Origin of the sequence: Wolbachia endosymbiont (group B) of Parapoynx stratiotata (assembly GCF_947250635.1) — a bacterium.
Lineage (GTDB): Bacteria > Pseudomonadota > Alphaproteobacteria > Rickettsiales > Anaplasmataceae > Wolbachia.
In genome coordinates this window covers 244,396-265,524 of the sequence record NZ_OX366335.1, presented here as the reverse complement: position 1 = coordinate 265,524, position 21,129 = coordinate 244,396, and the positions used below count along the sequence as shown (strand labels likewise).

Below are 21,129 nucleotides of genomic sequence, written 5' to 3'. Positions count from 1 at the left end.
AGTGAGGTAACATGGTTAGTCTTTTAGAACTTTACAAAGACTTGCAGCAAAAAATAGAAAAGTTGGAAGCGGAGCTAAAAAGTTATAGGTAAGAAAGTAAGGCTTTAGAGATAGAGAATGACGAGTTAAAGGAAAAGCTCGGTTAAAATTCAAGCTTTGTTAAGTTCAAAAGGAAATAAAAAAAGAGATAAGCCAAGAAGTAAAAGGAATATAGGTAGTCAAATTGAGCGTACAGGATATGTGAAATATTTGATACATTTACATAGTATGGCTGACATTCATGCATTGCCTAGGTGAAATATAAGCCGAGTTCTGTTTATGTAGCTATTTATCTGGAGTAAATGTTACCATTTACTTCATGCGATTTACCCGAGTAGATATGAGAAAAACATAAAATCTACTTCTATTTAATCTTGCTCCTAGTGTTGGTTACTTGACTACCAATGTTGCCATTGTTATGGTGCGCTCTTACCACACCTTTTCACCCTTGCCTAATAATATTTTAGGCGGTAATTTTCTGTAGCCCTATAACTGGAGTTACCTCCGGCGGGCGTTACCCGTCACTAACTTTTCTTGGAGCTCGGACTTTCCTCTGCTGTGTTTATCACACAACAGCAGCTACTTATTTCACCTAGAAATTATACTTTAACATTAAAATCACAAAAGCAAAAGAAAATTTCCTAACAGTCTACATACTAAAAACATTCAGACAAATAGCTAAAGGTGATATTCCGGTACATCATCGCTATCCCAAGATAAGCTTTTTTCACTTTTAGACTCTAGCTCAGTCAGTCAAGATCCTGGTCCACCGCTTGAAGACGATGAGCTACTTCTTGACCGACTACTACTCTCCACCGATATACTGTTTAGCACTGTTTCAGATTGATCCATAGTTCGCATAGATATATGTCTCATTCTGTTATTAGCGATAAAAATTTCTTCATCGCTATTGCCACTTGAAGATGATCGCCTTCTATCATTGAAATTAGTTAGTTCTAACACAGGGGCAGAATTACGACCCTTAACATATTTGTATGCTATGAATCCTATAATTCCAGCAATACTTATTATCGCTCCAACCAAAGACCCACCTATCATTCCTGCCCTATTAGACTCTATAGCAAGCTGAGCGGGCTGTGGTGAAGGAGTAGTTTGAGGAAGTAAAGTTGTAGTGAACAGAGGAGTTGTTACCTTTGTTCCAGTATTTGATATAGTGGATACTGTTTGTATAGTTGCCTCTGAGTTTGTTGTTGTCACATTAGTTGACATTGTAGTAATCATAGTCGCTTGTGAGGTCGCAATAGTTTCAGCTACTGTTGTTGATTCTGATGCCGTACTTACTTTAGTTGTTAATTCTGTTAAAGGCCTACTAATCGTAGTACTGCTTGCTGTAAAAGTTGACTCAACAGTCGCTGCTGTAGATTTTACAGTACTTGTTTCAGTTTCCGAAGGCACACTGGTTGACGTTGTAGCAACCGTGGTCGCTTGTGAAGTAGTAGTTATTTTTGCTACTGTTGTTGGCTCCATTGTTACTGTGCTTGTTTGAGTCGTTGAAGGTTTATTCATCGTAGAAGTTGACGCAACAGTTGCTGCTGTAGGTTTTACAGTACTTGTTTCAGTTTCCGAAGGTACATTAGTTGACGTTGCAGTAATCGTGGTTGCTTGTGAAGTAGTAGTTGTTTTTGCTACTGTTGTTGGCTCCACTGTTACTGTACTTGCTTGAGTTGTTGACTTTGTTGAAGGTTTACTCATTGTGGAAGTTGGTACAATAATAGTTGATGCTTCTGTTGTCAATTTAGTAGTCTTCAAAGCTTCAGTTATTTTTATATCGGTAATTGCAGCAGTTGACCCCTCTTTAGAAGTTATAACTGTTTTCGCAGTAGTTATAGGAGCCACAGTACTGCTGGAAATAATACTAGACGTCAATCGACCGTTAATGATATTAACAAAATCACTGAGAGCTTTGATACTGCTTGTCGGTATTATCGTTGCTTCAGAAGATTTTCCAGAGCTCTCTCTATTAAAAGTTATGATACTTTCTCCACTTACCGCAGTGACGATAAAACCTCCCTGGCCATTGTCTTTAACATACAATTGTTCTATAGGATCCTCACATTCACAAATAGGAAAGTTCAATTTTGATCTACTCTTAACAAGACTTGCTAAATGCAATTCTTGCGTATTAGAAGATTGTTTTTTTGCAAGAAAAGCAATCTGGTCATCTCCTTCAGTTCGTTTCACATACTGTAGAAAATTTATTTTTTCTGGACTAGAGATAATAAATGATGCTCTATCTATTTGACAATTTTTCTTAAGCAAACATTCATCTTTCTTTCCACTTTTTAGATCCTTAACCACTTTAGCCATATCGAACTTAAAAATATTTGTTCTTGCTTCTGGCTTCCCAATAATCTCTTTGCTCATCTGTGCATAAAGCATCGTATTTTCATCTAATGCCAATTGCCCTGGATTATCAAATTTGAATAATTTTCTTTCTATGATGCCGTTTGCTCCAGGTAAAACTCTGAACTTTCCATCTACTTTTAATTCTAAGTACCAAGAAACTAAAGCTTGATCCTTTAAGTTATGAGCAATTACAACAATATTACCATGATCAACTTTTACTGCTTTTGGTAAAAAGTAACTATTGTCTTCATTTGCAAGATTATTTATATCAATGTTCTTGTATAATTTTACTTTTCCTACGTATTCAACTAAGGGAGCATTAGTTGAATGCTTGATTTCGTAAGTGTTGAATGTTAAGCCTTTGATGCACTTTCTTTCTTTGTTAGTTTCTTCTGTAGGAAAGATAACTCCAACTTTATCTATTTCAGCTGGATTTTCTATTAGTGTGGGAGATAATTGGCCCTTGAATTCATTTGCTACGTTGACACATGTATCACACTCGTATGTTTTCGATTGATATAATGGACTAATAAGTAACTTTACTCTACTGCTTCCATTGCCGTTATCTTGATAGCTGAGTCCATAAGTAACTCCATTTCCTTCAATCAACCCTACGTTTACTGGGTTAAAACCTATCGCTTCTTTAACTTTCAGTATAGTTGTATTAACTCTAAATAATCTACTTAATATAGACATAATTATATTTAAAATTTTAATAAAACGCTATTATGATTATTTCTATATGTAACGTCAATAAAATTTTAACTAAAATTAAGAAATTAATTTTTAAGTACTCTAAGATAATACGCTAATAAACCCAGATTTCCCATAGACAATATGTTTCCTTTGAAACCATATAATAAATTTAGCAGCTTGTTGACAACAGAAATTCCTTTACAAATTGTCCCAACTTCCTTATCATGACAGTAAGAGTATTTATCCTTGTTTTTAATCTCTGCAGATTTAACAAGAAAATTCAGTAAAAAAACTCAGATATTTATTGGCAAATTACATAAAATTATAGCGACTTTTTTTATTTTTTCTACATTCAGCCAAATCGCGCTTGTTAGCACATTATTACAACGCCAATTTCCATTATTAAAACTCACTACTAGGGGATTCTTTTGCCTTTTTTCCATCTAGTTAATTTCTTAATGTTTATAATCCCGCTACGTGTTAGTGATATAACTATACAAGAAGTAGTAGAAAGCTAGCTTGCATTAGCTTTATTTGTTATAATTACATTCGGTTTTATAAAGTGAGGAGTAAATATGCCAGAAGTTACTGGGCAAGATTCTAATAAGGAAAGTAGAATAGAAAACGAGCTACAACAGGATTATGAATATGAATTGATTAAAAGTTTATTCATGTTTCCTGATAGGCGTCATTTGGTAGATATTGCTGAAGCTACAAAAGGCTCGTTTGATAATTTAATGTGTGCGTGGCTTGTTACAACTGAGTTGACAGACAGTCAAGAAGAGTTAGATGAGGAATTGCTATCTATTTTTAGTGCAATGAGATCTTTGAGTGCAGGAGATAGTTACCGACAACTTCAAAAGTTTTTATTAAATAATAAAGATAATCAAGATCTAAAAACCGTTCTTAATTGTGAAAGGGGAGAGTCTAGTTTGACGATATTGCACATAATATCAAGTATGGCTTGGGCAAGAAAACAATATGATTGTGCCGTAAGTTTGCTTTTAGAAGCAGGAGCTGACCCTAATATCAAGAATGATAAAGGAAGGACACCATTACACTATGCTACTGGACCTTATAGTATAGCTGCTCTCTTAGAAAAGGGAGCTGACCTTAATGCAGAAGATAATGAAAAAAAAACGCCTTTGCATCATGTTGCTAGTGTTGGTTGTTCTGAAGGCGTAGTTTTACTCTTAGAGAAAGGAGCTATTTCTGATCAAAGTGATAAACAAGGAAAAACTCCTCTGCAAGTTGCACGTGATAATCATCATGAACATATTGAAAAGTACTTTGTGACTTATAAGCGAGAGAAGTTGAGTGATAAGTTACGCTCTATAATGGAAACAAAAGACTGGTTCGAAGATGGTTCAGGTTACGTTTTAACTAAGAGACAGGGGGGCTTGAGAAGAAAGTTGTTGAAGATCTACAAGAATTCTTAGATGATTTTGGGAATGATCAAGATCTAAGAATGGTTTTGAATCTTCGAAGTAATGAAGGAGAGTTGCAGGTGCATCAAAATGCTAAAAATCTTGATTCTTTTGCTCGTTCAGGTACTGATGAAAGAGCAAATAAATTTGAAGTAAAAAGATTACTTTTGAAAGCAGATGCAATCAATTTACAATGGTCAAGTTATGATGAGAAGGAGTATTATTCTAGGGATTTATGGAGTAATTTACCGCCGAATCGACAGATAAAGCTAAAAGAATTTTTAGATAAAGTTTCTAAAGCTCAAAATATGGATGAACTAGAAGGAGTTGTAAATGAGGCTATTCTCTCAGGAGGAAGGATTAATAGACGATTTTCTCAAGATAAGAAGCGTAATTTTACAGATTGTGTTATGGAAAGGATTGGTGAGTTAGGAAAGAATCCTGAAGTTGCAAGCAAGATAGTATGCAAGTTGGTATCAATAGGGGCAGTGTTATATAATAAAGATAATATGAAAGTAATTGATACACTAGAATCTGAATTTAAAGAGCACAAAGAAAATATGATAGAAGCTTATCTAGATTATCTAGAGAGTACCCTAGATTTTATGGAAGTTATAAAAGGAGCAGTTATTAATGGTATGGTAAAGAATGCAAAAATAGATAACACTACTTTATACTCGGAATATTCCGAAGATAGTATAATAAATGTTGCAAGGCTCACAGAAAAAGCTAGTGAGTTAAGGCGAGCTCAGGGCAACATAGACTATGAAAGAGATATAATAAAGATTGGTAAAAGTGAGGTAGCAATTATAACAAAGAATGGTATAAGGAATTACACCAATCTTGCGGACGATAGTGATATAGTGTTGACTTTCCCTACCACTAAGGGAGAGTTAGACGTTAGGTTATATCCTGATAAGCAAAATAAAGACTGGATAAAGGTAGAAGTAAGAGATCAAGAGAGGTTGAAAGAATTAAAAGATTGTGGAGAAGAAATAGGAAAAAATTGCTTATTTGGTGGTTACTCAGTTTACAATGCTATTGAACGTGGGTACTTTGAAAGGCCTGCAGGAATTTTCCAGGTAGAAAGATTACAAAGTGGTGAAAAAGTTTCTCATGTAGATCAATTACAAAGTAAAAAAAATAATAAGGTACGTCAAATTGGATTATACTAAGCTTGGTTTACAGTAGGTCTTAGATTATGCAAGAAGTCTAATTGCAATTGTTAACTCTTCAAGTATAATTTGTTGAGATTTACATGAACCTTATTAGATGAAAGAGAAAGAAGAGCAGTTTAGTTTTACACCAGACAATCTTAGCAAAGCAAAAAAGTCTATAGAGATGTATCCTAAAGGTAGAGAAGGAAGCGCTGTTATGCCTTTACTGTATCTAGTACAAGAACAATGCGGATGGGTTCCTGAATCTGCCATGCGCTACGTTGCTGACATGCTTCATATTCCACATATTCGCGTGTATGAAGTGGCAAATTTTTATACCATGTATAATTTAAAGCCAGTAGGTAAATATCTAATACAAGTTTGTAGAACAACTCCTTGCTGGTTATGCAATAGCGAGGAAGTTTTAAGTACCTTTAAAAAGAAGCTTGGAATCAATATCGGTGAAACCACTAAAGATAATCTATTTACTTTAAAGGAAGTTGAATGTCTTGGTGCATGTGTTAATGCCCCTGTTGTACAGATCAATAACGATTTTTATGAAAACCTCACTCCTGAAAAAGTGGAAAATATCATAGCAGAACTTTCAAGTAAATAGATGGAAAAGTTCTCGTTTAGGATAACCAAGCAATCAGGTTCTGCAAGAGTTGGAACGATCAAAACTCCAAATGGAAGTATAGAAACACCAGCATTTATATTTTGTGCAACCAAAGCTGCTATTAAAGCTGCAGATATCGAGAGAATCAGAGAAGCAGGTACTCAGATAATACTTTCCAACACCTATCACCTAATGCTCCAACCGGGAGAGGATACTGTGGCAAAGCTTGGTGGCTTGCACAAGATGATGGGATGGAGTGGGCCAATGCTCACTGATTCTGGTGGATACCAGATATTTAGTTTAGGACACGGATCAGTTTCAGAAGAGATAAAGGGAGTAAGACAGAAACAAAAAACTCTGATCAAAATTAACGAGGATGGGGCAATTTTTCGTTCTTACATAAATGGTAAAACTTATTGTCTAACTCCTGAAAAGTCGATACAAATTCAACAAAAATTAGGTGCAGATTTAATCTTAGTTTTAGATGAATGTACTCCATTTCACGTCAGCAAGGAGTACACAAGGAAATCGATGCTCATGAGCCATAGATGGGCTGAACGTTCTTTAAATGAATTTGAAAAAAATAATAATGGCAAACAGGTGCTTTATGGAATTAGTCAAGGCGGAGTGTATCAAGATTTGCGTAGAGAAAGTTGTGATTTTATCAACGATTTGCCATTTTTTGGTCAAGCAATAGGTGGATCACTTGGTCAAAGTAAAGAGCAGATGTATGATGTAGTTTCCTTTACTATGGAACATTTAAAAAAAGATAGGCCTACTCATTTGCTTGGTATTGGTGGAATTGTAGACATTTTTCGTGGAGTAGAGCTTGGAGTTGATACATTTGATTGCGTGCATCCAACTCGCCTCGCAAGACATGGTGGCGCGCTTGTTAAAGTAAAAAATAGAGATTCTATTTCTTCAAAGTGCAAAGAGCATATTAATTTGCGAAATCAACGATTCGAACTAGATGATAACCCAATTGAGAGTGATTGTTTGTGCTTTACCTGCAGAAAACATTCAAGAGCTTATATACACCATCTACTGAAAGCTAAAGAGTTGCTGGCTTATACACTCGTTACCATTCACAATGTTTTCTTCATGAATAAGTTGATGGAATCAATAAGACAAGCAATATTGAATGATAGGTTAGATCAGGAAAAAAATAATTGGATTAGTGAAATACCGCTGCATTGTGAATTATATACCTAGTTCATATTTTGCACATGTGCGTTGCATTTTTTAATCTTCTTTAAAAACTTGACAGTACATTATATATACGGATATACTAGAAATATAATTTTTGTGAGGCATTTATGGTTAAAAATAAAGAAAAACATCAAATAGCGTTTTGCGTTTCAGCCTTTACACTCTTAGCTGGTTTATCATTAATCGCAACTGGAATTGCAGTGGGTACCGTACCTGCTATAGCTTCTTGTTTAGTGATAGGAGGAATTTTAACTGCCTTGTCTATTGTGCAATCAGTAGAAAGCTATTTATTTTTACAAAACAGCGAAAAAACTTTCAATAAAATGATTAGTGGTATACGCGATGAACCAGAAAGCAAACTTTTTATAGAAAGGATTTTGCAACCATTCATTGAACTTTTTAGTGAGCATAAGCAACATAACTAAAGTACACTAAGCATAGAAACCACTTTATCGTAACTTGGCAGTGAATTAATTTCTCCAATCGCAGCTAAAGTAATTTTTTCATGCTGAGATAGCAATTCTTCTGCTGCTTTTTTTATATCGTAAATAGTAACAGCACTAATTTTTTCTATTAATTCGTTTTTACTGATGTATTTATTATAGTTGCCGTAGTAGTGTCCTAACGTTTCAGCACGCGAGCTAACACTTTCGCGTGACATTAAAATTTGGGATTTTACTCGCTCTTTTACTCTATTTACTTCTTCTTCCTTCAGATTGTCTGTGGACAATTTCTTTAGCTCTGTCGTTATGGATTTTAAAAGCTTATCTAGATTACTGCTATCTGTACCAGCAAAAATCGAAAGCATTCCTGTATCAGCATAGCTAGAGTTGAATGAGTAAATGGAGTAAGCAAGACCCTGCTTTTCTCTTACTTCCTGAAATAGGCGTGATGACATTCCGCTTCCCAGTATGGCATCAAGAACTTTGAATGTGTGATATTTATTATCATCACGAGAAACACTAGGTAGCCCAATTAACAAGTGCACCTGATCTAATTTACGATGCTCTCGATACTCACCACTGGTATAACTTGCATTCTCGCTTTTTTTCAGCTCTTTTGAATGAATCTTTGAGAGAAAGTCTTTGATTAATTGAACAACTTCCTCATGCTCAACATTTCCTGCAGCAGCAAATATCATATTTCCGCCAAAGTAATGCTCATTTATGTAGTTATTCAGATCTTCTCGAGTAAAAGATTTGACAGTATCTTGCGTGCCCAGGATTGACCTACCAAATGGTTGATCTTTATAAGCTGCTTCAAAATACTTATCAAAAATGATATCGCTCGGTGAATCATTAGTTTGAAAAATCTCTTGTATTACAACACCCTTTTCGCGTCCCAATTCATCCTCTGGAAATGTAGAATTCATTAATATATCTATTAATATATCAATGCCAGTCTTTATATCTTTTTTAAGAACCTTTGCGTAATAACTTGTACTTTCTCTACCGGTGCAAGCATTGAAGGCTCCACCTATATCATCAAAAGCTTTTGCAATTTCAAATGCAGTTCTCGTTTTCGTTCCTTTGAAAGCCATGTGCTCTAGGAAATGAGATATTCCATTTTGACTTGCGCTTTCAGCTCTACTGCCAACACCAACCCGTATATTTAAAGCTACGGAATCAACGTCATGCACTCGCTCAGTTATTATGCGCAGACCATTATCTAGTTTTGTTACTTGTGGTATATTCATCTTATATATTCTTCTTTAAATTCTCTTCTACAAAATCCCAATTGATCAAATGATCAAGAAAAACTTTTATGTAGTCAATTCTGCGATTTTGGCAATCCAAATAGTATGCATGCTCCCATACATCCATAGTAAGTAGTGGCACTTGGCCATAAATTAGCGGTAGATCCGCATTTGGAGTTTTAGTGATTTTGAGTTTTCCTTTTTCAAGCACTAACCACACCCATCCACTACCAAATTGGCTTACTCCATAATTTGAAAATTCTTCACAAAATTTGTCAAAGCCACCAATATCATCTTGAATTTTTTTTGCTAGAAGACCATCATCTTGAGGCTTACCACCACCATTTTTTTTCATTGAATTCCAATAAAAAGTGTGATTCCAAACTTGTGCTGCATTGTTAAAAATAGGAACTGTATTATTATTTCCATGAACTTTCGTTACTAATTCCTCAATTTCCATATGTTGATAATCTGTGTTTTCAACCAGTTCGTTGAGTTTATTTAAATATCCCTTATGGTGCTTATCATAATGAAAATCTAGTGTCTTTACAGATATATAAGGCTCTAAAGCTGTTTTATCATACGGCAACTCAGGTAAAGTAAAACTCATGCTGACCTCTTTATTTTCGATGGTATGGTAATATGTGCTTTTGCGCAACAGATAATTTAGTTAGGTAGTGATTGCATTTATTCTAAAACAAGCGATATTAGTAAGATAATTATGTTTTTATTTTATAGGGGTAATATGTCAAGTTCATATAGTAATTTTAAGAAATATGTTAAATTCGGAGATGTTCCTACCAAAAGCGTTCGAGGTAACGAAGTTCCACAAAATAATTTCTATAAATCCGTTCATTATATTAATAGTGTTATTGGGCCAGTGAAGAATGTAGCTCTTGGTAGTTACCAAAATCCTTCTATGATTCGGACTACTACTTTTGCGTTAGCTAGTGTAATTCTGCAACCTTTATATCTAGCACTGGCGTATCTATCATATTGGCCGGCAAAAGGGTTAGCGAAAGTAGTAGATAGTTTTGATCTTAAGCGTAACACAAAATCGTTAATAGATTATTCATCCATGTTGTCATGTAAGGCATGGGACCATAGTGATGCATTAGCTACATTTGTTAACACAGTTTTGAGTTATGCTGTTAGTGCTGTCATTTGGGCTGCTGCGCTCGTTGTTACACCACTCGTTTGGGCTATTGATAAAGTGGCAAGCAAGTTTAGTGATGCAAACGCTGAAGGTGTTGGTAGTCCTTCTTTGTCAAAATAGATAGCCTACCAAGTGCATGTGAAACCATTGTATCTGTGTGGCAAAATAAAGTAGACGAGATAAAGACACCTATAGAAGCAAGAGGATGTCATGCAAGTAGCTGACACTGGCATCCCGATAGAATGTTGGGGAGTGTTAAATAAACTGTGTCAAACCTCCATTTTATCAATTTATTACTTTACTTCTCGGTTTGACACAGTTTATTTAACACTCCCTTTCGAGCGAGTTCTTTCAACCGAAACACTACATGCACGTTATCATCATCAATTTCAATGCGTTGAACTAACTTTCTTATTATATCAAGTTTAGTTTCATAGTCTGCTTGATTAAGCTCTCTCAGAGGAAAAACTTTCTACACTGTTTGTGATAAAATCTAATTCTTTCTGTAGCCTCTTTTCATCGATAGCTTCTTCCCTTTGATCTCTGATTCCTTTAACTCCTTTTCCATGCTCTCAACTTCTAAGTCATACTTTTCCTTCGTTATATGATCCCTTGCATATACATAAGCTAATTTTTCTATACCTTGTTCTATTTTATCTGCGCGTTTTTCAATCTCATCCTTTGCCTGCTTATTTTCATATTTTAAAAGTCTAACCTTTGTCATTGCCTCTGGTTCTTTGAGTACCATTTTCACTTCTTTCCATACTGCTTCTTCTAGTATATCAACTCGTATTGATTTGCTGTTACACACCCTATTCCCACCAAAACGAATTGATTTTTTCTTTCAGTCCTCGGAAAAATCTTACTTAGCTTAGCTATAGATGTTTACAAAAGAAATTCAAGTGAGTGAAGAAAGAAAAATTATTTTTGCAATACCGTAGGTACGCTCCACAACTATATTGAAGTTTTTATTGCACTCAAAACCTTCATTTTTCCTCATTTCTAGAATTATTAACGCATTATCATTTAACCAGCCTGAGTGAGCTAACTCGTCTAAAGTTGAGTTAACCAGATTGATATTATAAGGTGGGTCCATAAAAACTATATCGCACTTTGAAATAGGTCTTGGTAATCCGTTAGCATTGCAACAAATTAACGTGATATCGTTCGTAATTCCAAAATCTTCTGCTGTTTTTTTAGGCAGTTGCAAATTGTAATAATCTGCATCTACCATGAATGCATGTTTAGCACCTCGAGAAAGTGCTTCAAATGAAAAAGAGCCACTTCCGCAGAATAAATCAAGTACATTTAGGTTATAAATAGGTTTTCTTGAAGAAAGTATACTAAATATTGCTTCTCGGACACTACTCATAGTGGGCCGTGCAGCTAAATTCTTGCCTGTAGTTATTTTTCTTCCACGATATTTACCCGCAATAACACGTAACATATAAAACAAGTTCGAAGTTAACTAATTATTTATAATACACATTTAATGTCAACATAGCTTCAGCAGTCTAATAGAAAGAAGGTTGCTTGTGGAGGAACGCAAGATCAATCGCTTTTCTTTGATTTATTTTCTATACTGATTGCACGACCAATCTCGTCTTGTAAATCATCATGGTTGTTTTTTTCATCATGACCCATCCCTTCAATTCTACTTTCTAACTCTAACTTAATTAAAGTATTGATTTTCTCTATACTATCGAGGAAATTGTGACACTCTTCATCACTATATTCCTCACCAGATGCTTTTTTTTCTATAAATAGACTTTTGAAACCTATTAGATCAGAACTCTGATCGGCATTCAACACAATATTTCTCTCTATAAAACTAAGATCTGATAGTAACAAACTAACCTCTAATAGATCTTCACTTTCAATGTTTGCAAGATTATCAAGATCGTCTAAAATAGAGAACATCTTAAGCTCCTTCTGTGCAATTTCTTTGTCTTCTTTGTCAAATTCTGACGATAGCCCTTTATCATCTATAAGTCTCTCATTCAGAGCTTTATTTAGCTTTGAAAGACTAACATCACCTTGCTTAGTGCTATCTAGTAACAAATCTACCCTCGCTCTGCGCGCATTTAAAACATCATTGTAATCGTTTAACTTGATATTACCATCTTCGTCTTGCTGAAGACCATAATAACTTAGCCCTTTGAAATTACGATTCTTCATCATTCTCTATGTTCTCATTCCTTTCATTATCTTGACGCTCTCTATCTTCTCCGGCACGTATAGCTTCTGTAGTGTTTTTTAGGGTTTCTGGTTCCGTACCTAATTTTCGATTTGATTGATTAGGCTTATTTTCTTTTGATGATTCATCTTCTTCTGGTTCTCTCTTGCGGCCAATAGTGTAGTCATGAAGCTTCTCAAGAAATTCCCGTCTATATGTTTTTGCTCTATAGAGTAGATTATGCTGGTAACCATCCTTTTCTCCTGTAGCAGGGTTAATTCCTATAGAGTCGAGACCATGTTCCCAAGTAAACTTCATAGCATCTTCTATTGTATAGCCCAAATGTGATCCTACATATCCTTTATAATATTCTAAATATTTATCAATTCTTCTATGTGCAATATCTTCTTTATCAATTCCAAACGCCCTGTAGATTTTTTCCTCAAGCTTATCAACATCATTTTTAGGTGATGTTGCAAATTTTGTTGCTTCAATAGTAGCACCTACAAGCTTACGTGGCACATTAATAGAATATTTCAGCACACCCCCAACTCCTGGTATTCTACCTAGCAAATTAGCTGTACCTCCAGCTAATCTGTCCGGTACATGAGTAGCCCAATTACCTAAAGACTCTAGCCCTCCACCAATTTTATCTTGCATCTGTTGTTTTAATCCCTGCATTAAACCAGTCACAGGTGATGCTTGATACATACTAGATATATTGTAAACACCAAACCCACCACCGGCAATGCTTGAGCCCATCTGTTGTACAAACTCCTTCAAAGAAAACATCAAAAACGAAAGCAAGAACAATACAAAGATCTCTCCTGCGTTGATTAAATAACCTCTCTGTATGTCTTGCACCCTTTGGTAATCACTATTTTCTTGATAGTTTTGATTTATATCATAAAAATTCTCTGATTGGCAGCTTACACTTTGCGTAATTACACCTTGCACTAAAGACTTTATTTCACTTTTTGAATTTGGTCGAATGATACCCTTTTTGTAATCGCCTATTATTTTCTCATAATTTCTGCACTCTTCTTCATGCTGTTGAGATTGACAATAACGCTTTTTTATCTTACCATCTATATTATCTATTAACAATAAGATATCAGCCTTTTCTGATGCATGTAATAAACTATTCGTTAGACGCACTAGATCTTTTTCACTACAATTAGCATCAACTACTATATCACTTTCTGCTATATAATGGTCTGCTGGATTTTTCTCAGTACCAGGCACTGGGTTCAAGAAAGGGTAATCTATATAACGAAAACCTTTATTAATGTAATCTGGTGGAAGAGGGATATATCCAGCGCCACCAGTAAACTTTACTGTACCACCTATTCTGCTTAGTTTTTCTATACCTTCTATATTCTTATCTACGTTCAATGGAGAAGCCTCTCCAATAGCATAAGGTACAAAAATTTGCCCTGGAGTCCAGCTAAAGTATTCTTTATCAATTATACAAAAACCACCAAATACCCATTTTGGAGCACATAACTTTATTTCAAGCCATTTATTATAGCACACAGTAAAGCCTAACTGTTTATAAAAGGTATTCATTGTCATCGCAGCAAGTAATGACAGCAGGGTAAATATCATAATTGATTGCAAACAGAAACTAATACAGAATTTTATCCAACCCTCAAATAGACTTTTCAGTGGTGAAAATAAAATAGAGATTAGGAATAGCGGCATTATAGCTACAAGAAAAGCTATACCCATAAAACCAGAAAGGAATATTATGTAAGCATACATACACAGCAGGAAATATAAGACAATCCCTATAAAAATTGCCGGTATCATAAGGAGACTTGCCCACATTTGATAATGTAAAAATGCTGCAAACTTTTTCCAAACAGAGTAAGCAAAAAACTTATTAAACATATCCTCCATGAAGCTAAACAATTTAGCTTCATTTCCTTGAGCAACGTTTGAATTACCTCCGGTGTTCATGTTGGGAGCAAAATTAGTAATTATGCTTATCAATTGTTCAAGACCTTTAACAAATAAAACAAGAAAATGATCATAGAAAAATCTAAAACTTCCAGGAGATATAAGCACTATTACTAGAGTGATTTTCATCATTCTGATGAGCATATCATGCTTAGTTTCTCTTATCATTCCAAAAAGATAAAGAAGCGATGAAATCACTATAAATAGAACAAGCAAGGAAAGAACAAAATTGTGAAAGCTCGTACTTTTTTCAGCTATATTTTGAAACATCGCTTGTGCAGCTGCAGGATCATTGCTATCAAAATGCTTTTTACAATTTTCGTTAATCAATAATACACATTTTAGATAGTTATAAACGTAATCAAAAAATCCAAAGTTACTTGGTTTCTGCACTCCGCTCAAAAATTCAAAAGAGTAGCCACCTGCATTATCTAGATAATATCTATCTAATATCTTTACATATATTTTCCATCCTTTTTCTAACCTCACCGTATTACAATTCCTGTCCTGTAATGTGGTGTTATCTCTGTCTAAAGTAAAAAGCCCACTTCCATCTTCCGCTACGGAATTGTAACCTAGATGTACAGTAGGATATTGAGGATCGCGCATTAACTTTAGATTTTCGTTAGGATCATCTTTCCCCGTTTTAAACAAAAGATAAGCACCATGACCGTTGGTAAACCAACATGGAGCACCACGTGATACTGTATTTGCGCTATCATCTTCATTAATGCACTTGCAATTTACAGTGCAACTTGCTTTAGGCTTACTTGAAAATTTTTGTATGCTAGGTTTATAATTATTACAAACTAAGTGAAAGTCAGGCAGACTATTATCGCCTTGTTTACCTTCAAACTTAGTCGCATATTTTAGCTGTTCCAAGCTTTGCAAATTATAACTACCTTTAGATTCTTTCTTATTATTATTACTCCAAGATGTCCATGCACCATTTACTCGTACTACTAAACTATCTCCATTGGTTTCAAATCCAGTATCTTTCCACTTCACCACTTGATTAGAGTGAAAACCATAATTAATTTCGCCAGTATTAGGATCAATAATTTCTCCATCTTCTGGAACAAAAGCATCATGATCTCTTGAAAAATGAGCACCAATTGCAATGGGTTCAGGACCAAAATAATCAGCAGATATACATCTTGGAAAAGGCATATCATTCTTACTACAACCTGTAACCAGAACACAGATTACCAAAATTAATAACCTAAACCAACATTTGCCTAAGCGTGATTGCATACCTAAACTTTTTCCAATACAGAATAAATTTCTAAAACCTTACTTCAAATATCTTTTTAATTAGTTACTCCATATATCTCATCAATCTTCCTTGACTTGTCCTTTTGTTTTATCAGAATCCTTTTGCTTATCTGGCTGGCTTAGTGTTTCAGATTTGCTCATTTCTCTGCCAGCACTCCCTTTCCCATCTGCTTGCTTTGGTGTATCAGGCAATTTAGCTTCAATTTTGCTACGATCTTTACTCATTCCCTGCTTGATGTTATGTATCATATTTTGGGTTCTATCATCAAGGCCAACAGTTGACAGCATAGCTTGTGATGCGCTCCTAGAAATATGACTAACACTTTGAGCAACTCCATAACCAGAGCTGAACAACGCCTGCGCCATAGTTTCTGATATAGAAACAAAAGCTTCCATTGAACTAGCAATGATGAGATATATAAATGCCTGGATTAGATCTATAGGTAATGCTGCAAAGTGCCCAACAGCCCTTTCTCCAGTACTGAGCGCAACATCAACACTAGTACCAGGACTATACCCAAGAGGTAATATTGATTTCATAAGACACAGATCATACGATAAAAAATTTACACTAATTAAGCATTGATAGCATGCAGAAAAATTTGTGAGGTTGTATAGAACTGAATACATTAACTGGTTTAAAAGAGACAAGGATGAAAATAAAATGACTGGTTGCAATGAAACATGAGCCAGCGTTTTTATCCAATTATCAAATAATGTTTTAGTTTGTTGAAATAGAATAAATACGATAAATAAAGGTGCCAATGACAATAAAAATGCCACTAAAACAGTAGATATTACATACTTAAACGTAGCACTAATAATGCATCTTAAAAACACAAAAGTAGCATAAAGTATTGCCAAAAATGCAATAAAGCCAAAAGGTCCTGATAGCATTAAAGACAAAAATTTCAGCCATGTTTCTCCTGTAAATAATACTCCCGCTGTTAAATCTAAGAATGCAAATTTTTTACCTCCTTCTCCTATATAGCCAGAAAAACTATCAACTAAATAAATGCTACCATCAACAAAAAGCCCAGACAAAGTTGTACCAAAGAATTCCCAACTTCTATCACTAAAAGCAAAAGCTATAAATGCTATTTTGAATATTCTTATAATAAAATCGAATTTACTTAATTGTATTGTTCCAAGCATATAGCCAACAACAGTAAATATAACGTATAGAATAAGCAAAGCTCTTATTCCTTGTAGAAGCCCCTTTCTATATCCTTCATATGGAATTTTAATTCCGTCTTCACTCCCGTCTGTTATGAAATCAAAAATCTTGTTTACAGTTGATGAAATAAAATCGTTTATTTTTCTTTTTAAAAATAAATTTACTGTGTATTTGTTATCTTCATAATATTTGCTATCTTTATCCGTAATATCATCTTTCTCTACGTTTTCTACATTAATACCAAAATATATTTTCTTAGACTCTTCATTTACCAAATGACTTCCATCTATTATGTAATAGTCTACATTATCCTCTGTTATTTTATCTAATTTCTTTACTTTTTTGAAATTATTAGTCTTTCGAACAGATGGATCTCCTGGCGGGCTATCACCCAAGTACATATACAGTTTTTCACCACTATCGAAGTTACATGATCTAGTCACTGCAACATGATATCCACCTCTATGAAGTTGGTAGTTGCCATTACTTGCTATAGCAAGCATCACACTACTACCAGGTATTATATCTTTTTCATCTATTTTATAATCATGATTTAATTTCAAAGAAAAATGTTCAAAATTATCACCAATTTGCGAACACACATTATCCCCTTTTGCACCCTTTCTCTCTGGAAAACATTGAATACCTTTAGCAGTATTCTGATTATTAAGATCGCCAACTTTTGCAACAAGAGCCTCAGCCCAAGAAATATCTTCTCTGTCCTCTTTGAAGTTTAATTTAGAATTTGATATTAAATTAATGTCAATCTGCTTAGAATCCCTCTTATTTTTTTCAATCTCTTTTAGTTCATCCTCAATACGTTTAAGGTGAGAATACATGTCACATGTATTTCTTTTATCATACTTCTCATACCTTATAGAAGAGACGCAATTCTCCCCTATACCTTTTGCGTTGTAACATATATTATGATAGTAACAATTAAGTTCATAAGAACTGTATTTGTTCAGCTCATTAAAATCACACCTTTTCCCATTACATAATTCATTCAGTCCTATTTTAGTTCGTCGTAAATCTAACAATGCGCCATTTATCCATGAATTTTGAATATAATCCTTATTAAAATGTACCTTATTATCATATGGAGTGTAGCCATTACCAACCAAGTATCTATACTGTTGATCCTCTTCTTTCCCATCTTTATCTTTCCTTTTATCTAGTCGATCAAGTTCAAATTCCTTTTTGCTATCTTGCTCATCTTTATAAAAAAACTTACCTCCTTTACATACCTCTCCTGCGCTAGCTTTACTATCCTTATTTTTGTAATAATCGTCATCAAAAATAACCTTTCCTTTAAGGTCTTCTAATTTATCACAATTAATTGTCATTTTTCTAGGAACTAAGCTAAACCTTAATGTATCACCAGGATTTGCTTTAATTCCAGTATCTACATAACGTCTATTGCTATAGAATTCATTATTTCCAAAGCCTATATCCCCACATATTTCTCGTTCATCAAGGCTAGCATTATCAATTAACTTATTACTGTAATTTGGTATTAAATCATTAGCACAAAATACAGCAGGCACAAGTACTCTCTTTGGATTTTTCCCTTCTTTAAGAGGACAAAAATTTACTGACCCACCAAGAGTAAATTTGATTTTCTCATCCTTGCTAATTACTTGACCAGAATCAACCCAATGAATTTTAACTCCTTCGCCAGCTTCACGCACTGGAACATCTATACTGACACTAGTATTTCTACTCTGCAACCCAGGTTCAACACAATCCATTGTGCAGCCAGTAATTACAAGACATAGTATCAATAATAATGATTTTCTGCTCATCATTGATTTCCTGTGTTTGTCGGTATTTTAGGTGCTGATCTTTGAGCTGATTGTGGTATTTGAGGTCTTCGACTTGGTGTACCAGATTGCTGACCTGCTCTTCTTTGGATACTTTGTTCATCTAAACCTACTGTTCCCATTAAGCTTTGCTGATATTGCCTTCCTGGTTCGCTTGCTACATAAACACCAAACAACGAATCAGATATTGTTGAAGATGCTTCAACTAAAGCTTTCATGGCATGTCCCAAAATCACAAAAGCCATCATAGCGGTGATATTAGGTACATGTTTGGAAGCATAACCGTAAAAAATACAAGGATTAAAAATCCTTAAGTTAAGATTAAGTATACATGTAGGGCAGACCTCAAAATTAAAGACCGAATACACAATATAATCCATAACCTGGCTTATTAATGATATAAAAATTAAAAGCACTACCGGATGAATTGCAAATCTTGCTAAATTTTTGACCCAATTGTGAAACATCTGTCTAGTATATCCAAATAGAAGGCAAATAATAAAAAGAGGCGCCAAGGAAAGCAATAATGCAACTATTGCTATAGATGTGATAAAAGAAAATAAGGCGTTAAACATCGATAAGCTCACTGTTATCAAACCCCAAATCACCAAGCAAAACGATACAATACCCAAAGGACCAGAGAATATAAGAGATACTATTAGTAACACTGAGTGTGCTGATAAAAACCTATTGAGCGGTAAATCAAGAAATTCAAAAACATTTGATGTTGTACCTCTGAAATTTGCTATTTCTATTAACTGTTTTGGAGCATTAACAAAAATAGAAAATGCATTGTTATAAAAAAAACTCCAACTGTTATCGTTCAGCAATTGGGTAATAACTCCTATCTTTACACATATAATTAAAAATTCATATATAGAAGCATGAGACAATCCAAAAAAGTAATAAAGGGTGTATAAAACTATATATAATACTAATAACGACACTATTGTAGATCTGATGGTATTTGTTCTATTTGATGCTACAAAACTTTGATAAAGAGACTTCACAGGGCTAGTATCAGAGTGAATCGCGTTAGTGTCTTTGTAGCTAGAACCGAAAAATGCAGTTTTTACTTTTTCATCAAAAAAATTATATATCGCACTAAAAGTTCTTACAGGTGGCTCTTTAGTTGTAAGGTTAATACTAAACTGACCCTCATTTTTCTTATAATCACAGCCATGATCTCTTATTCCGTAATATATAGTGCCACTCTTGTCTTTTAGCTTTTCTTTTAATCTTTCCATATACTCAGTATTATGAACTTCACTGATATCCACAGGTATATCCCCCAGAATTTCACCAGGATTGTGCTCAGGAAACTTATCAGAAACATGTATATATAAGTTGTTTTTTAGACTATGGTTCTTCGTTACTCTTATATTGAAACCACCCTTGCCCTTAGTATTAAAGGTGAAAGTTAATTTCTCACCTTGGGGGTGATTGTTCTTTATTTCATAATCATAATTAGTACGTATATTGCCTCTCTCGTGTTCAAGTTCTTCTTTCTCCATTGACACTACTAACGATGGAATATAAGTTTTGATCTCCTTTTCCACAATCTCTTTAATAATTTTGCTGGCCTCAGCATTACCAATAACTAAAGCATCACCAAGTTTTTTAGCCACACTGCCATCATCTATGGTATTAGACTCAATCAGAACACAATTTTGATTAGCATAGTAACACATATTCTCACAGGCAAGATTTAAAAGGTACGTATCTATCTCACCTTTCTGACTGCTTGAAAGCCTCCTGCAGTCTATATTTTCTCCTTGTTTGATAGAATTAATGATATTTTCAATCTTCTTTTCATCTTGATCAGATTTTACAAAACTTGGATTCCAGTATTCTTTTCCATTCAACCATTTTGCGTCACCTATAATATATTTATTAGGGCATATTTCACCTTGACAATTCTCTTGATTTAAAACATGTGCAAAATACTCCGTCTCTCCTTCACCGCAACTCTCGTCAATTTTTTTATAGGTGACCGTGCCATTATCGTTTTTACACATTTTACTTCCAACAACACTAAAGCTTATCGCATCGCCAGCTTTAAGCGCAAACGGTAATGTAACGTTTCTTACTCCAGGTTCAATTGCAAAATCTTTATATTGCGAACAAAAATTAACCTTATCAGGTATTATATTAATCTCTGTTACTTTTATTTTATCCGAAATATAGACTCCAGAATCAACCCATTTCTGCTCTGTTGATACTATATCCAATTTCTCACGCAAGCCTGATGAATCTTCTGGCTTAATACACCCGCACCCAGATAATAAAAAGAGTATCACAAAACTTATGCATAGCTTAACCAAGTTTTGGTTGCTCAAATGTTCAAACATCT

General features: G+C 34.4%; 16 protein-coding genes and 1 other RNA gene. 7 read left to right on the top strand and 10 right to left on the bottom strand.

Going from position 1 to position 21,129, the window contains the following annotated elements; all coding sequences use genetic code 11:
• Positions 1-156 precede the first annotated feature (156 nt).
• Positions 157-297, top strand: a complete 141-nt coding sequence (locus OOT12_RS01245; protein ID WP_264375005.1) for a hypothetical protein — start codon at positions 157-159, stop codon at positions 295-297.
• On the opposite strand, the gene rnpB is transcribed toward OOT12_RS01245, so the two are convergent.
• Together rnpB and OOT12_RS01235 are read right to left on the bottom strand one after the other, a co-directional pair.
• Positions 286-635: RNase P RNA component class A (rnpB, locus tag OOT12_RS01240), an RNA gene on the bottom strand. The genes OOT12_RS01245 and rnpB overlap by 12 nt on opposite strands.
• 157 nt (positions 636-792) lie before the next feature.
• Positions 793-3,102, bottom strand: a complete 2,310-nt coding sequence (locus OOT12_RS01235) for a hypothetical protein (protein ID WP_264685308.1) — start codon at positions 3,100-3,102, stop codon at positions 793-795.
• Between the two features lie 575 nt (positions 3,103-3,677).
• Between OOT12_RS01235 and OOT12_RS01230 the strand changes: the two genes are divergently transcribed.
• The 5 genes from OOT12_RS01230 to OOT12_RS01210 all read left to right on the top strand — a co-directional run bounded on the left by OOT12_RS01230 (position 3,678) and on the right by OOT12_RS01210 (position 7,936).
• Positions 3,678-4,541: an ankyrin repeat domain-containing protein gene (locus OOT12_RS01230; RefSeq protein WP_264685307.1), complete on the top strand. Its 864-nt coding sequence runs from the start codon at positions 3,678-3,680 to the stop codon at positions 4,539-4,541.
• 29 nt (positions 4,542-4,570) lie between these two features.
• Complete coding sequence (locus tag OOT12_RS01225; protein WP_264685306.1) at positions 4,571-5,704, top strand: hypothetical protein; 1,134 nt, start codon at positions 4,571-4,573, stop codon at positions 5,702-5,704.
• Between the two features lie 97 nt (positions 5,705-5,801).
• Positions 5,802-6,302, top strand: coding sequence for an NADH-quinone oxidoreductase subunit NuoE (gene nuoE, locus OOT12_RS01220; protein ID WP_010402402.1), 501 nt, complete (start codon positions 5,802-5,804; stop codon positions 6,300-6,302).
• The gene (gene tgt, locus OOT12_RS01215) at positions 6,303-7,514 is read left to right on the top strand and encodes a tRNA guanosine(34) transglycosylase Tgt (RefSeq protein ID WP_254229541.1); all 1,212 of its coding nucleotides are present in this window, start codon (positions 6,303-6,305) and stop codon (positions 7,512-7,514) included.
• Positions 7,515-7,618: 104 nt separating this feature from the next.
• Positions 7,619-7,936, top strand: coding sequence for a WD_0736 family protein (locus OOT12_RS01210; protein WP_264336854.1), 318 nt, complete (start codon positions 7,619-7,621; stop codon positions 7,934-7,936).
• Here OOT12_RS01210 and OOT12_RS01205 read toward each other — a convergent pair.
• The gene (locus OOT12_RS01205; protein WP_264685305.1) at positions 7,933-9,207 is read right to left on the bottom strand and encodes a M16 family metallopeptidase; all 1,275 of its coding nucleotides are present in this window, start codon (positions 9,205-9,207) and stop codon (positions 7,933-7,935) included. The two genes, OOT12_RS01210 and OOT12_RS01205, sit on opposite strands and share 4 nt — an antisense overlap.
• Before the next feature lies 1 nt (position 9,208).
• Positions 9,209-9,817, bottom strand: a complete 609-nt coding sequence (locus OOT12_RS01200; RefSeq protein WP_264375009.1) for a superoxide dismutase — start codon at positions 9,815-9,817, stop codon at positions 9,209-9,211.
• Positions 9,818-9,952: 135 nt separating this feature from the next.
• Here OOT12_RS01200 and OOT12_RS01195 point away from each other — a divergent pair, with 135 nt between their 5' ends.
• On the top strand, positions 9,953-10,483 hold the full coding sequence (locus tag OOT12_RS01195; protein ID WP_264376576.1) for a hypothetical protein: 531 nt from the start codon (positions 9,953-9,955) through the stop codon (positions 10,481-10,483).
• A 373-nt stretch (positions 10,484-10,856) separates the two neighbouring features.
• Here OOT12_RS01195 and OOT12_RS01190 read toward each other — a convergent pair whose 3' ends face one another.
• From OOT12_RS01190 to OOT12_RS01165, 6 genes are all read right to left on the bottom strand, one after another.
• Positions 10,857-11,174, bottom strand: a complete 318-nt coding sequence (locus OOT12_RS01190; protein ID WP_264375011.1) for a hypothetical protein — start codon at positions 11,172-11,174, stop codon at positions 10,857-10,859.
• An 87-nt stretch (positions 11,175-11,261) separates the two neighbouring features.
• Positions 11,262-11,810, bottom strand: a complete 549-nt coding sequence (rsmD, locus tag OOT12_RS01185) for a 16S rRNA (guanine(966)-N(2))-methyltransferase RsmD (protein ID WP_264375012.1) — start codon at positions 11,808-11,810, stop codon at positions 11,262-11,264.
• 104 nt (positions 11,811-11,914) lie between these two features.
• Positions 11,915-12,544 (bottom strand): WD_0853 family protein, encoded by a 630-nt coding sequence (locus tag OOT12_RS01180; RefSeq protein WP_064085846.1) that lies wholly within the window; start codon positions 12,542-12,544, stop codon positions 11,915-11,917.
• Positions 12,528-15,755 carry a TrbL/VirB6 family protein gene (locus OOT12_RS01175; RefSeq protein ID WP_264375013.1) on the bottom strand — a complete coding sequence of 1,076 codons (3,228 nt, stop codon included), beginning with the start codon at positions 15,753-15,755 and terminating at the stop codon, positions 12,528-12,530. The genes OOT12_RS01180 and OOT12_RS01175 overlap by 17 nt, the downstream gene beginning before the upstream one ends.
• 81 nt (positions 15,756-15,836) lie before the next feature.
• Positions 15,837-18,761, bottom strand: a complete 2,925-nt coding sequence (locus OOT12_RS01170) for a TrbL/VirB6 family protein (RefSeq protein WP_264375014.1) — start codon at positions 18,759-18,761, stop codon at positions 15,837-15,839.
• Entirely contained in the window at positions 18,758-21,127 is a 2,370-nt protein-coding gene (locus tag OOT12_RS01165; protein WP_264376574.1) for a TrbL/VirB6 family protein, read from the bottom strand. Before OOT12_RS01165 ends, OOT12_RS01170 begins: the two co-directional genes overlap by 4 nt.
• Positions 21,128-21,129: the final 2 nt, after the last annotated feature.

Coding starts and splice junctions, on each gene's coding strand:
- OOT12_RS01195 (WP_264376576.1), top strand. CDS start 9,953: ATGTCAAGTTCATATAGTAATTTTAAGAAATATGTTAAATTCGGAGAT.
- OOT12_RS01225 (WP_264685306.1), top strand. CDS start 4,571: ATGGTTTTGAATCTTCGAAGTAATGAAGGAGAGTTGCAGGTGCATCAA.
- OOT12_RS01175 (WP_264375013.1), bottom strand. CDS start 15,755: ATGCAATCACGCTTAGGCAAATGTTGGTTTAGGTTATTAATTTTGGTA.
- tgt (WP_254229541.1), top strand. CDS start 6,303: ATGGAAAAGTTCTCGTTTAGGATAACCAAGCAATCAGGTTCTGCAAGA.
- OOT12_RS01230 (WP_264685307.1), top strand. CDS start 3,678: ATGCCAGAAGTTACTGGGCAAGATTCTAATAAGGAAAGTAGAATAGAA.
- OOT12_RS01165 (WP_264376574.1), bottom strand. CDS start 21,127: ATGTTTGAACATTTGAGCAACCAAAACTTGGTTAAGCTATGCATAAGT.
- OOT12_RS01200 (WP_264375009.1), bottom strand. CDS start 9,817: ATGAGTTTTACTTTACCTGAGTTGCCGTATGATAAAACAGCTTTAGAG.
- OOT12_RS01235 (WP_264685308.1), bottom strand. CDS start 3,102: ATGTCTATATTAAGTAGATTATTTAGAGTTAATACAACTATACTGAAA.
- OOT12_RS01170 (WP_264375014.1), bottom strand. CDS start 18,761: ATGATGAGCAGAAAATCATTATTATTGATACTATGTCTTGTAATTACT.
- OOT12_RS01205 (WP_264685305.1), bottom strand. CDS start 9,207: ATGAATATACCACAAGTAACAAAACTAGATAATGGTCTGCGCATAATA.
- nuoE (WP_010402402.1), top strand. CDS start 5,802: ATGAAAGAGAAAGAAGAGCAGTTTAGTTTTACACCAGACAATCTTAGC.
- OOT12_RS01210 (WP_264336854.1), top strand. CDS start 7,619: ATGGTTAAAAATAAAGAAAAACATCAAATAGCGTTTTGCGTTTCAGCC.
- rsmD (WP_264375012.1), bottom strand. CDS start 11,810: ATGTTACGTGTTATTGCGGGTAAATATCGTGGAAGAAAAATAACTACA.
- OOT12_RS01180 (WP_064085846.1), bottom strand. CDS start 12,544: ATGATGAAGAATCGTAATTTCAAAGGGCTAAGTTATTATGGTCTTCAG.